Here is a 13,803-nt window from a genome sequence, read left to right as displayed (position 1 = left end):
ATGTCTAAGTGCTTTTTTTACGTGATAATTTTATGTGTATTTGTACCTGCAGTAGCTTGTGAAAAGGTTACTGCTGGGAATGTTAAAAATAAAGAAAAGTGGGATGCGTTAAATTTCAGTAGCTATATTTATACGATAAAAAAAAGTTGTTTCTGTTCGCCTGAGTATATGAAAATGACTCAAGTGTCGGTGGTGAATGGAGAAGTTGTGTCTGCTTTATATCTAAATTCGGATGAAAAAGTCCCAGATAAAGTTATAGATAGTTTTCTCACTATCTCAGAGTGGTTTGATAAAATATCAAGCGTTGCTAACAATGAAAACAGCACTATCGATGTGCAATACGATAACAAACTTGGTTACCCTGTTAGCATTAAAATAGATATGCATAAACGTCGTGCAGACGATGAAATGTCTGTTTTTTTTTATGATGTGGTTAAGCGATAACATTTAATTTTCAGAACAGTCATATTCTGCTACTGTTAGGTAATAATCAACAGAGGCGTTTTCTATATTATGTATGCGTATCCTTGCAATTATTCTGCAATTATTTTCTCGATAATATTTCTTTTTTTTACATCTCAAAGTTTGGCTTCATTTTATCAGGCAGACACAATGGCTGAATACTGTCGTGAGTATATAAAGTTGATTGAGTTGAAGACTCCGGTAAAACAGTTAGAGGCCGGTATATGTTCTGGTTACATTGCTTCTGGTATTGAGATTATGGATTTGTCAGGGCGCTTATGTGATAGAGCTAAGATTAATTTGAATGACGTGGTTAATCAATATGTGCTTGAGGTGGAAAGTAGTGCGGAATCAGATGAGCGTAGCGCGACATATGTGTTGGTTGACGTGCTTCAACAGCAATACTCATGTGAAGGGTCTTAATGCTGCTATGTTAATTTTATGGGTTTTATCCAATTAATTAGCAGAGGAATAATGGTGAAAGTTGCAAGTAGTGAAACAATCATTGCGATGCTGGTAAATAAACCAAAGTATATTGAAGGCTTGAAGCTTGAGGTAACCAGAATAATGAAGCCTAAAGTTACAGTAATTGATGTGTAATATAAGGCTTTACCTACTGTTAATTGTACTGTGCCTATAGCTTGTTGATAGTTTGCGCCATTGTTAATTTCTTTTTTGAAGCGATGAATGTAATGAATTGCATAATCAACACCGATACCAATAGTGATCGCAGCAATTGTAATGGTCATAATATCTAGAGGAATCTTGAGTAAACCCATTGCTCCTAATATAAAAAATGCAGTGAATATATTTGGTAGTGTACCTATTACCGCTAATGAAAAACTTCTGAATAATATTAGCAGCATTATCAGTATGCATATAAATACTGTTCCTAATGTGAGTATCTGTGATTGATATAAGCTTTGTAAGACGTTGTTATATAGCACGCTGATCCCGCTTAGGCGAATACTCTCGCCATTGCTAATTAAATTAGCATTAATATCGCTATCGATTTTGTTTAATAAGTCATTACGTATTAGCGTGTGATCGGAATCTTTAATTCTTGCAACTATTCTTGCTTGGTTGCCTTGTTTGGAAATGTATGGATTTATTAATACATCTTTAATGTTTTCAGGTACTTTTTTGTGGATCAGAGCTAAGTGAAAATCTTCTAGCTCTTCGCCTTTAGCTAACTGACGAAATACTTTTTCAGTGCTGGAGATTGATAATACCTTGCCAACTTGATCTAGGCTTTCAAGGTAATCATGAACAGTCTTGACTTTATTGATGCCTCGTCTGTTATACCAGTAACTTTGTTGCGTGAAGCTGTCCTCTTCTTCTTCTAGATAATCGGCAAATTCATCGTCTTCTTCCAATTCCTCATTGTCATCTATATTTTTTTCGGGTGCCTCTAATAAGATCTCAAGAGGAACTGTGCCACCTAGTTCTTGATCGATAAATATTAATCCTTGATATATCTCGGTGTCGGCCTTGAAGTAATCAATGAATCTATTCTCAACAGTTATTTGTGTAATGCCATAAATGCTTATTGCTGCAATTAAGAAAATAGACGAAGCCATTACTGGTTTGCTTTGTCTTATTACGTTTAGTATGTCATTCAGAATGCTTGAGGAGTTTTTGCTTTGGCTGGTATTAACTATAGGTTTAAATAAGTGGATTAAAATAGGCAGCACAGTAAAAGTCAGTAAGAATGCGCATAGTAATCCCATTACCATTATCAAACCAAAAAATATCACTGGCTGAATATCGCTCACAATTAAGGAAATAAATGCTATCGCTGATGTGGCTACCATGTAAATGCAAGGCGTGGCAATCTGTTTTACGGCGTTTGCAAGATTGTTGTCTAAGTCATCTGGGTTTTTGCTTGATACTTCTTGGTAGCGGATGATTACATGAATAGAGAGTGTGATAGAAAATATAATTAATAGAGCAACAAAATTTGAAGAAATAATAGTCAGTTGCAATCCAAATAATCCAATTAAACCAGAAACCATAAGTACATTTAAAAATGCACAAACCAAAGATAAAAGTACCCAGGATAGTCTGCGGAAAAACAGAAATAATACAATAAACATTATAGCGATCATGCTGATACCAAATACACGAACATCGTTATTGATAAATGTTTTTATATCGTTAGCAATTAATGGTGCGCCAGCCAAATAAAATTTACCTTGATCATCATAATTACTTATCGTTAATCGTATGTCTTCTAATGCATCTTTATAGCGCTGATTAATAATGGCTCTTTGTATCGGTATATTGGAATTAATATCATCTAGCTGATTTTCTAACGCTTGGTTTTCATGATTGGCTGAGTCGTCTAGCTGATCTAATAGGATATATTTTTGTTGTATAAGTGAAACCAATTCTTGGTTCTTTTGGATGTCAACTTTTATTGCTGTTGATTTGGTATCAAGACTAACCAGGTTAGAAGAGTAGATCGGACTTGTAGCAAATTCTTCTGCGGCGCTGGCTATGTCAACGTTTGGATTAATTAAATTCTGAAAAGCAGATACACCATCTTCACCTTTGCTGCGAGACTGCTGCAAAAGAGGAACATTAGTAATACTATTAACGCCTGAAATACCTGGAGCTGTTTTTAATTCTTCAGTTAATTTTTGTATGAATTCAATTGTTTCTTGTTGATATAGGTCTTTAGTAGGCTGAAAGCCGACGATAATGTATTCATCGGAGCCATATTCTCTGTGTACCTCACGGTAAAATTCTAAATCAGGGTCACTGTCTAATAATAGAGAGTCAGGTGATGCGTCAATATTAATATATTGGATATTGATAGATAAACTTGCTACTACTGCAATTATCAAAATCAACGCAACAATCGGTTTTTTTAGGATGGCTTTAATGAGCATAAGCTAGATGTCTGTATGAGAATTTATTTGATTGAGTGATTAGTTGCATAATTGTACCGATTTAGTGTGTTAGCATCTATTTAAACAGCCACAATGTTAATCAATTATTTTGATTTTTCTTGGCGTTGTAGCCAGACATCTAAGCCTTGAGCATTAAGCGTGATGTCGGTTTTGAGGAGTTCAAGTATTATTGCTTCTTCTTGTGAGCACTTTAACTCACGTAATTCATTCAATGTATATTGAGTTAGTGATTCTTTTAGCTTATCAACACGATGATTTTGATTCTTTTGTGATAAAGCAATCTCGGTGTATGCAACTAAGTCTTGGCTGAGTTTATTTGCAAGTTGTTGTACATCTTCAACCATGCCGAAATGTGTCAGATACATCCGTTGTGGGTTTTTCTCTAACAGCCGTTTTATAGTCTGTTGCCATGCGTCGGGTTCAAATTGGACAGGGGATGTTGTAGGTAATAAGTAGTGTCCTGTGCTGATGCTAATGTCAGGGTAACAGAGGCCAAATGTATCTCCAGTAAACCAACCATTACTGAGTTCATCATATAGACAGAAATGGTGGCGAGCATGTCCCGGCGTATCTGCAACTTGTATGGATCGGCCATTTAGATCGATGCAGTAATTATCTTCTGCAGCAATAACACGATGCTCATCAACTGGAATGATTTCTCCGTATAAAGAATCATAAAGTTCATCACCATACACTTGTCGTACGCTATCAATTAAACGTTGTGGGTCAATAAGGTGTCGAACACCTTTTGGATGAACAACCAGTTTAGCATTTGGAAACTTCTGCATCAGAACTCCTGCACCTCCAGCATGATCTAAATGAATATGTGTAGGGATGACATATTCAACATCAGTAAGGTCGAGTTTGCACTCATGTAATACAGATAATAGGCGAGGCACGGTGAGACTAGTGCCACAATCAATAAAGGCTGCTTTACCTTGATGGATTACTAGGTAGCTACATGCCAAACGCGGGCGCATATAATCGACATCTATACAATGAATGTCGAATGCTAATGATTCGGCAAAATTTTTCACAATTAGGATCTACTGGTTATATGTTTATAAATTAGATGAGTTTAGTCGACGATAAAATAATGCCGTCTTCATCAGCATAAGCAAACTGGCCGGGAATAAAATCAACATCAGCAAAGTGAACTGGAATATCAATTTCACCTTCACCTTTTTTAACACTTTTTAAAGGTAGCGTGCCTATGGCTTTGACGCCAATACCAATAGTGGCGATGACGCCAGAGTCACGGATGCATCCATAGACAATGATCCCATTCCACGCATTATCTGCTCCCATTTGAGCCAGGATATCGCCAACCATGGCACATCGAGTAGAACCGCCGCCATCAACGACTAATACCCGGCCTTTGCCGTCCTGTTCTAGTTGCTTTCTGACCAGTGAGTTATCTTCGAAGCATTTTACGGTTGAGATTTCACCGCTGAAGGAAATATTTTTCCCATAATCTTGAAACAGAGGTTGAGCAATAGATAACGAATCGGAATGATCGTCACATAAATCTGCTGTCTTAAACATGTTCTGTAAGCCTTTGTAATTTATGTTAATTTTTATATTATATAGGAGCCTGATAAGGCAAATAATTTAGACTGGTGATTAACTAGGTGTTTGAATAATAGGGGCCCAATAGGGTGCAGGCAAGGGGCATCATATAAATGTACCGATATGGGTTAGATATCACAAGACTCGTTTAAAAGTATTTGCTAATATACGGAACCTTTTTTTGGGCATCCTCCAGGACGAGGGTGGCTAGCTAGGCTAATGCACAGATATTTTTAGTGTACTTGCATCAGACATACACATTTAACTACTAGTGCTAAAGCTAATAAGACCATAGAAGAATTTATAAAACTATTGGAGATCGAGATATGTCAAATTATCAAAGTGCTATTGAAGCAGTTAGAGCAATAAAAGAAAAAGCAGGTAGCTCTTGGGATGCTATTAACCCTGAATCAGTAGCCCGTATGCGAGCACAGAACAAATTTAAAACAGGCTTAGATGTTGCTCAATATACTGCAGACATTATGCGCAGAGATATGGCTGCATATGATGCTGATAGCTCTAAGTACACTCAATCTCTTGGCTGCTGGCATGGTTTTATTGGTCAACAGAAAATGATTTCTATCAAGAAACATTTTGGTGGCAACACAGACCGACGTTACTTATATCTTTCTGGGTGGATGGTTGCTGCACTACGCAGTGAATTTGGTCCGTTGCCTGATCAATCAATGCATGAAAAAACTTCGGTCCCTGCATTAATTGAAGAACTTTATACCTTCTTGCGTCAAGCCGATGCACGTGAGCTAGGTGGTCTTTTCCGCGAGTTAGACGCAGCAACTAGTGACGCTGATAAAGCAGCAATCCAAGATAAAATTGATAATCACGTAACGCACGTTGTGCCAATTATTGCTGACATTGATGCAGGCTTTGGTAATGAAGAAGCGACTTACCTACTCGCTAAGAGAATGATCGAAGCGGGTGCTTGCGCACTTCAAATTGAAAACCAGGTGGCCGATGAGAAGCAGTGTGGTCATCAAGACGGTAAAGTTACCGTTCCTCATGATGATTTTCACGCAAAAATTCGAGCATGCCGTTATGCTTTCTTAGAGCTAGGAATTGATAATGGTATTATTGTTGCACGTACTGACTCTGAAGGTGCTGGCTTAACTAAAGAAATCGCTGTGGTTAAAGAGCCGGGTGATCAAGGTGACGTTTATAATTCATTCTTAGATGTAGAAGAAATTGGTGTCGGTGATATGGCTGAAGGCGATGTATGCATTAATCGAGGCGGCAAGCTTCTTCGCCCTAAGCGACTACCTTCAGGTTTATACGAGTTTCGTAAAGGCACAGGCCCGGAGCGTTGTGTATTTGACTGTATTGAGGCTATTAAAGCTGGTGCAGACTTGCTTTGGATTGAAACTGCCACACCAAGCGTTAAAGACATTGCGGCTATGATGAATGGTGTGCGTAAAGAAATACCAAACGCTAAGCTTGTTTATAATAATAGCCCATCATTTAATTGGACCTTAAACTTCCGCCAACAAACCTATGACGCAATGGTTGAAGAAGGTAAAGATGTCTCTAGCTATGATCGTGCTGATTTGATGAATGCTAAGTATGATGATACTGAGTTAGCTACTCTTGCCGATAACAGAATTCGAAGTTTCCAAGCAGACTCCTCTCGTGATGCGGGTATCTTCCATCACTTGATTACATTGCCGACTTACCATACTGCTGCATTATCCACTGATAATCTTGCTAAAGAATACTTTGGTGACCAAGCGATGTTGGGTTATGTTGAAGGCGTGCAGCGTAAAGAAATTCGTCAAGGTATTGCCTGTGTTAAACATCAAAACATGTCAGGTTCTGATATGGGTGATGACCATAAAGAATACTTTGCCGGTGAAAATGCGCTGAAAGCGGCTGGTGAGAAAAATACGTCTAACCAGTTTTAACGGGTACTATAGAAGAAGAGAAGTTCAATACTAGCTTATTTTTCTTGCGGCGCTTCCGTTCCGAGTAATTACTTGAAAGTCTAGCTGATGTCTATGTCTGGATCTCAGCTAGCATCCCAGTTTTCGTATACACTTATTCCATTGGTAATTGTTGTATTTCTACAATACTAAGCATGTGGTAAATCACGGGAATAAAATATGACAACTGATTCATTCTTGCATATTCAACCGCCTTCAGATGGTGAAAAAATAACCATCCATCCTGATAGTTCTATACAAGTTCCAGATTGCCCAATTATTCCTTATATTGAAGGAGACGGCATTGGTATTGATGTTACACCTGCTATGCGTCGTGTGGTTGACTCTGCAGTAGAGCATGCCTATCAAGGTAAGCGCTCCATTGTTTGGATGGAAATCTTCGCTGGGGAAAAAGCCAATAAACTATATGGCCAAGATGTTTGGCTGCCTGAAGAGTCGCTCCGGGCTATGCAAGACTATGTTGTCTCTATTAAAGGACCGCTAGCAACACCTGTTGGTGAGGGTATGCGCTCATTAAATGTGGCAATACGGCAAGAGATGGATTTATATGCGTGTGTACGCCCGATTCGCTACTTTCCAGGTACGCCAACGCCAATGAAGGATTCCGAGACCACAAATATGGTCATATTTCGTGAGAATACAGAAGATATCTATGCAGGTATCGAATGGGCTTCAAAATCTCCTGAAGTACAAAAAGTGTTGGATTTTCTTATTAATGAGATGAAGGTTGATCAAATCCGTTTCCCTGAATCGTCAGGTATTGGTATTAAGCCGGTTTCTCAGCAGGGTTCAGAACGTTTAATTCGAAAAGCCATTCAATTCGCGATTGATAATGATAGGAGTTCAGTCACTCTGGTGCATAAAGGCAATATTATGAAATTTACCGAAGGGGCGTTTCGTAATTGGGGCTACGAATTAGCTCAGAATGAGTTTGGAGCTACACTTATAGATTCCGGTCCATGGTGCCAGCTGATTAATCCCAAAACAAAGCGGAAAATTATTATAAAAGATGTTATTGCAGATAATTTCTTGCAACAAATACTTTTAAAACCAGAAATATACGATGTCATTGCTACTTTAAACCTTAATGGTGACTACATATCAGATGCTCTTGCTGCACAGGTGGGCGGAATAGGTATTGCACCAGGGGCGAACATAGCCGACTCGGTTGCTGTGTTTGAGGCTACTCATGGAACCGCACCAAAATATGCCGGTAAAAACCGTGTTAATCCTGGTTCCATAATATTGTCTGCTGAAATGATGTTACGCTACATGGGTTGGGAAGCCGCAGCAGATCTCATTTTGAAAGGAGTCGGTGGAGCAATTGCTGCAAAAACTGTAACCTATGACTTGGCACGTGCGCGTGCAGGCATGTCGACTAAAATTAAAGCGAAGCCATCTAGTGCTAAAGATATCGAGCAACAGCTAGAAGAGCTAATGCCAGGGGCAACATTAGTGACAACATCAGGATTTAGTGAGGCTATTATTTCTCACATGAAATAAAAAATGTAAGTAGCACCAATTTAACCGATCAAATTTATAATGCATATAGCTTTACTAGAAGACGATCAAGATCAATCTACATTATTAAAAGCATGGCTAGAAGATGCTGACCATAATTGTACTGTGTTTGCATCAGGGAAAGACATGACTATGTCATTGCTTCATGAGAGTTTTGATTTACTGATTCTTGACTGGTTAGTTCCTGATATGAATGGTTTGGAGGTGCTTCAATGGGTTCGCGATTCTTTGGATTGGCGAATTCCTGTACTTTTTATTACTCAAAAAGAAAAAGAAGAAGATGTAGTGCAGGCGTTGCAGGGAGGTGCGGATGACTATATGTCAAAACCAGTTAAACGAGCTGAAATGCTTGCACGCATATACTCAATTAGTCGTCGTTCTCAACAAGGCACTTCAGAAGATGAGCTAGAATTTATTCCCTATACACTACAGCGCTCATCAAAGACAGTAAAATTGAATGGTGAAAATATTGAGATTACACGCAAAGAATTTGAACTGACTTTATTTCTTTTTAGGAATGCTGGTCGTGTTTTGTCTAGGGGATATATATTAGAAACTGTGTGGGGAAGAAGTGCTGAAGTGAATACGAGAACTGTAGATACTCATGTCAGTCGCTTGCGACGCAAATTGATTATTGGGCCAGAAAATGGCTGGAAGTTAACATCTATCTATCAGCACGGTTATCGTCTTGAGAAAAGTGAAATGCCAACTTAAATATTGCTGCAAAAATTTTTATAGATGCGAGTTATGATTTTCATAGCTATGGGGGTTCGAACGTGAAAGATTTAAAGCCGCTGGAGAATGAAAAGTTCGAGCGGATACGCGAAATATATGTAGAGTCATTTCCAGAAAAAATTCAAGACCTTAGGCAATGTTGGGCTGATTTGAATTCTACGCAAGAATATATTGAGCCACTTTCAACACTAAGAGTACTAGTACACAAAATAGCTGGTTCTAGTGGTTCACATGATTTTGATGATATTCATGTATTGGCAAAAAAAGTAGAAGAAAAAATTGTCGAAATACTTGATGAGAAAGCCACTTGGGTTAAAGATAAACAAATTACTGGTAATCTGGTTCAGCAATTAGTTGATATGTTGGAGAATCAACTGCTGAACTATAATTTCAGTGATGAGGAAGAAGATAAAATTCCTCGACTAGATGCATTGCAATTGTCGCATCGAGAGTTGGTAATATTTATTGTTAGTCATCGTTCTGTAGAATTATCGTTGCTGTCGAATTTGCTTGAGACGCGAGGCTTTACTGTCATTGCATTTAGTACCATAGAGCGTGCGCAAGCAATGGCACAAACAGTTGCACCATCTATTGTGGTATTAGATCTAGGTGATGCGAATCAGATTAAACTTAATAAGAAAACTAAAGACGCATTTGAAGCAGTTGAAAACCAACTGCCAGCATTTGTGGTGATCTCGCGTAGAGATGATGTTGAAACACGAAAAATGGCCGCAAAATTTGAAGCAGAAGCATTTTTCGCAACTCCTATTAATGCTCATAATTTCAGTTCCACTTTGGATGTTGTACTTGAGTCCCGTGGTAGTAATGGTTGTCGAGTATTGTTAATAGATAAAGATAAAAAGCGTATTTCTTATATAGAGAAAGCATTATTATGCGAAAACATAAAATGTCGTTCTATTAGTATGATTGATGGTATTGTTGATGAACTTGTTAACTTTAAACCAGATTTGATTCTTATTGCACACGATAAAGATGATTCATATTGGCGGGATGGCGCGCGTATCATTCGATTGCATGAGTCGCATTTCAATATGCCAATTATCTTCCTGATGGAAGATGAGGATAATCAAGCAAAATTAGAAGCATTACATGCTGGGGCTGATGATTGTATTTTTGGGCATGAGTTGCAAAATGAGCAATTCCTGATTCTAAAGCAAAGAATCTTACGTTTTAGAAGAGCGAATCATCTGATTATTATGGATTCATTAACAGGAGCTCTGAATAGAGATGCATTCTTGGAGCGCGCGAATGAAGAAATTAGTTTATCGATTCGTAGAAAAGAAAGTATTTGCTTGGCTATGATTGATGTCGATCACTTTAAGCAAATCAATGATGAAAATGGCCATGTGGTCGGTGATTATGTTTTACGACACATCTCGGATTATTTAAACAATCGTTTGCGCCGCTCTGATGTAGTGGGCAGATATGCGGGTGATGAATTTTTGGTTCTTCTACCAGATACAGATTTAGATAGCGCCTACTTAGTATTAGATATGATTAGAAAAAATCTAGTTGCTCATAATATAAAAGTAAATAATGCAGATGTGCGAGTATCAATTAGTCTTGGTTTGATTGCAGCACGTCCTACTGAACCGCTGGATATTGAAACATTGATAGTTGAAGCAGATAAGAAATTATATGAAGCCAAAGTAGCAGGTAGAAATATGTTAGTTGCAGGTATTGCTTAACGTTTAGCTATTATAAAGGGAAGAAAGAAATTAGACATGGCAAGTGAAGAAATTTTTAAAGTGATATTCCATAATCAAGGTAAAGTATATGAAGTTTTTGCCAGAGAGGTTTATCAGTCAGATATGTATGGCTTTATTACAATTGAGCAAATCACTTTTAGTGATCGTGACTCAGTGGTAGTTGATCCTGGAGAGGAAAAATTAAAAACTGAATTCGATTCAGTGAAGAGATGCTATATTCCTATGCACTCTATCATTAGAATCGATGAAGTTGAAAAGCAGGGAGTTTCTAAAATTTCCGATATAGATTCTAAAGTAACGCAATTTCCAGGCACTATATACACAGCAGGGAATGACATAGATAAATCCTAAAGAAGTAATATCAGCAAATCTATCAGGAGAGATGACAGAGTGGCTTAATGTGCTCGCTTGGAAAGCGTGTGTACTTTAATCGGTACCGAGGGTTCGAATCCCTCTCTCTCCGCCACCGAGTCTGTCTCCGTTCGGAGACTTCGTAAATTCATGAAAAATAGCCTATTTCTGCAGTGTTTGCGCAGTTCGAATCCATCTAAGCGCACCGGGATTTAAGCATTCAGGGCAAAATTCGTGAAAAGTCTCCTGTGCATGGCGAATTGGTAATTTAAGCAGGAATTGGGAGTTGCACGAGTCCACGACAAAGCGTTTTCCAATTAAACTTTCCTAGACCTGCAACTGATTGCAATCTTTCTTCACCAAATTCAGCAGGTATCTCGCCATTAAGCGAAGCATGCACGCGATGATTGTTGTAATAGTCCGTAAAGTCATCCAGTTTATTCTGTAGATCGACATCACTCCAAAATAATGTTTGGTCTAGGCACTCGCGCCTTATAGTTCCAATCACTCGTTCGACATAAGGATGTGAGATCGGAGTAAAGGGAATGGACTTCACTTCTTCAATTTCTAGGATTCTAAGGTTGGCTTTCCATCGATGAAATTGAAAAAGAGGATCGTTATCTGAACTTATATACTGAGGTGTACTTTTATTAGAAATGATCTGATTGAACATTCTGCAAAGAGTGGGACCATCAACCGGGCCATTATTAACAGAAAGGCCAACAAGTTTTCGGCTCCAAACATCCATGACGACGAGTACCCAATGTGATTTCAGGGTGATGGATTCACAACAAAATAAATCAATACTCCATAAACTGTCTTTCATATTTGCAATAAATGATAGCCACGAAGGACCGCCTCTATCATTAGGGCGTGGATGATAATGGTTCATCAATACTCTTCGTACAACATCTTTGTTGATATCGATACCGAAAGTATTGTTAATTATATGTGCAATGTGAGGACAACCAAATCTGGGGTTGCGTTGTTTAATTTCGACAATGGCTTTGATCAAATCGCTGTTAGGGCCTTTAGGTCCTGGCTTTCCTTTACCCGTAGAAGAAAAGAGTCGTAGATATTTACGTTTGACGAGGGCTTTGTGAAACGAGAGTAGGGTTGAGGGGCGAATGATAATTGCAGATCGAGCCAGACGAGCAGGGGTTAATAATATTGATAGCCATCCAAGGATGAAGCGATCCTTCGTCGTGAGGTTGGGTGCTTTTAATTTTGATCGGCGAACAATAAGAAGTTGTTGTTTGAGTAATAGATTTTCAGCGGCAACGGCTTTCATGCCGCCTGGTTTGAGCAGGCGAACGATTAAACTAATCAAATGAATGGCAAGTAAGAATGCATCCTTCATGCAGACTTATCATAAATAGATTTTAATTGAGAACAAGACTGCGAATTCAAGTTAATTTGTGCCAAAATACTAATTCGCCATGCATACGTATAATATTGGTGTGTATACAAATCGTGAATACTGCTATCCTTTCTAAGGATAAAAAAGTTTTTTGCGGGAGCGTTAATGGGTCAACTTCATTTAGTGCAAGCAGGATTCATCAAGCCTATATTCGAAGGCGTAAATGATGCTGGAGCTAACCTTAGTAATTTATTAATTTCTTCTAGCTTAAATAAATTTAATCTCGAAAACTCTGAGAATTATGTCCCTGTACATTCTATGTATTCATTCTTTGATGAGCTTAATCGTCAAGAAGGAATTGCTGATGTGCTAGATCAATTTAGCAATTATATTCATCTGGCTAGATTATCTCAGCTGGGTAAAATGATTGCTTATAGGCCGAATGTGTATTCTGCTATTCAACTGGCAGTAAAATATGATGGTGTGATAGCGACTAATGAGCAAGCTGGATTCGAAATTAATGGTATTAAATCTAAATATTGGCAGCGTTTTACTGACAGTCAATCAAATGGCAGAGAGCAAGCAGATTTTATAAGTTTTGCGCTTGCTTTAAAGGGGTTTCAACTTGCGGCAGGTAATGATTGGGCGCCTTTAGAAATTCATCTGCAAAGTAATACGTCGCCTAATCTTGATGTTCTATTACCATCTAGCAGCCATACAAAAATACTATTAGGTCAGACTGCTACTGCGATTGTTTTTCCAACTTCTATGTTAACTATGCCTATGTTAGGTCTAGCTGTGCATAGCGAATTAGTTGAAGAATTTCCAAAATTTAAAACCTATGCAAGTAAGATCGATAATTTACTGAGTTCGTTAGAACCAAATTTGATTGCCGATCTCAATCTCATAGCACAAATAACTGAAACACCTGTGCGTACCATGCAACGCAGGCTTTCTGAGGAAGGCACTTCCATATCAAAAGTGATTGATCAATGGAGGTTTATTAAAGCCATTCAATTATTGGAGAATGCAGAGCTAAGAGTCAAAGATATTTATGAGCAGTTAGGTTATGCAAATGCACCCAATTTCATGCGTGCTTTTCGGCGATGGACCGGCGTCACGCCAATGAGTTATCGTGATCAATAGTATAGCTTATAAAATTATATATGCTGAATTAAGAGTGGCGTGTAATGACAATTGTAATAATT

General features: G+C 38.2%; 12 protein-coding genes and 1 tRNA gene. 9 read left to right on the top strand and 4 right to left on the bottom strand.

All coding sequences use genetic code 11. From position 1 onward, the window contains the following. Both R8G33_05175 and R8G33_05170 read left to right on the top strand, forming a co-directional pair. Window positions 1-444 carry a DUF6174 domain-containing protein gene (locus R8G33_05175; protein MDW3095049.1) on the top strand — a complete coding sequence of 148 codons (444 nt, stop codon included), beginning with the start codon at window positions 1-3 and terminating at the stop codon, window positions 442-444. A 168-nt stretch (window positions 445-612) separates the two neighbouring features. Continuing rightward, window positions 613-885, top strand: coding sequence for a Rap1a/Tai family immunity protein (locus tag R8G33_05170; GenBank protein ID MDW3095048.1), 273 nt, complete (start codon window positions 613-615; stop codon window positions 883-885). A 5-nt stretch (window positions 886-890) separates the two neighbouring features. Here the strand turns inward: R8G33_05170 and R8G33_05165 are convergent, their stop codons facing one another. The 3 genes from R8G33_05165 to rraA form a co-directional block, all read right to left on the bottom strand. Then, on the bottom strand, window positions 891-3,356 hold the full coding sequence (locus tag R8G33_05165; protein MDW3095047.1) for an MMPL family transporter: 2,466 nt from the start codon (window positions 3,354-3,356) through the stop codon (window positions 891-893). Between the two features lie 104 nt (window positions 3,357-3,460). Beyond that, the gene (locus R8G33_05160) at window positions 3,461-4,414 is read right to left on the bottom strand and encodes an MBL fold metallo-hydrolase (protein MDW3095046.1); all 954 of its coding nucleotides are present in this window, start codon (window positions 4,412-4,414) and stop codon (window positions 3,461-3,463) included. Window positions 4,415-4,445: 31 nt separating this feature from the next. Then, a complete protein-coding gene (gene rraA, locus R8G33_05155; GenBank protein MDW3095045.1) occupies window positions 4,446-4,922 on the bottom strand; it encodes a ribonuclease E activity regulator RraA in 477 nt (158 codons plus the stop codon). A gap of 350 nt (window positions 4,923-5,272) precedes the next feature. Here rraA and R8G33_05150 point away from each other — a divergent pair, with 350 nt between their 5' ends. From R8G33_05150 to R8G33_05125, 6 genes are all read left to right on the top strand, one after another. After that, window positions 5,273-6,859 carry an isocitrate lyase gene (locus tag R8G33_05150; protein MDW3095044.1) on the top strand — a complete coding sequence of 529 codons (1,587 nt, stop codon included), beginning with the start codon at window positions 5,273-5,275 and terminating at the stop codon, window positions 6,857-6,859. 198 nt (window positions 6,860-7,057) lie between these two features. Further along, window positions 7,058-8,401 carry an NADP-dependent isocitrate dehydrogenase gene (icd, locus tag R8G33_05145; protein MDW3095043.1) on the top strand — a complete coding sequence of 448 codons (1,344 nt, stop codon included), beginning with the start codon at window positions 7,058-7,060 and terminating at the stop codon, window positions 8,399-8,401. A gap of 39 nt (window positions 8,402-8,440) precedes the next feature. Beyond that, on the top strand, window positions 8,441-9,133 hold the full coding sequence (locus R8G33_05140) for a response regulator transcription factor (GenBank protein ID MDW3095042.1): 693 nt from the start codon (window positions 8,441-8,443) through the stop codon (window positions 9,131-9,133). Between the two features lie 62 nt (window positions 9,134-9,195). Then, window positions 9,196-10,863, top strand: coding sequence for a diguanylate cyclase (locus tag R8G33_05135; protein MDW3095041.1), 1,668 nt, complete (start codon window positions 9,196-9,198; stop codon window positions 10,861-10,863). Window positions 10,864-10,899: 36 nt separating this feature from the next. Beyond that, window positions 10,900-11,235: a DUF1820 family protein gene (locus R8G33_05130; protein MDW3095040.1), complete on the top strand. Its 336-nt coding sequence runs from the start codon at window positions 10,900-10,902 to the stop codon at window positions 11,233-11,235. A 25-nt stretch (window positions 11,236-11,260) separates the two neighbouring features. Then, window positions 11,261-11,350, top strand: a tRNA-Ser gene (locus R8G33_05125). Window positions 11,351-11,503: 153 nt separating this feature from the next. Here R8G33_05125 and R8G33_05120 read toward each other — a convergent pair. Further along, entirely contained in the window at window positions 11,504-12,595 is a 1,092-nt protein-coding gene (locus tag R8G33_05120; GenBank protein ID MDW3095039.1) for an integrase core domain-containing protein, read from the bottom strand. 165 nt (window positions 12,596-12,760) lie between these two features. Between R8G33_05120 and R8G33_05115 the strand changes: the two genes are divergently transcribed. Next, window positions 12,761-13,741, top strand: coding sequence for an AraC family transcriptional regulator (locus R8G33_05115; GenBank protein MDW3095038.1), 981 nt, complete (start codon window positions 12,761-12,763; stop codon window positions 13,739-13,741). The last annotated feature ends 62 nt before the right edge of the window (window positions 13,742-13,803 follow it).

Source organism: Gammaproteobacteria bacterium (genome assembly GCA_033344735.1).
GTDB lineage: Bacteria > Pseudomonadota > Gammaproteobacteria > UBA4575 > UBA4575 > UBA1858.
This window is presented reverse-complemented; position numbering and strand designations above follow the sequence as displayed.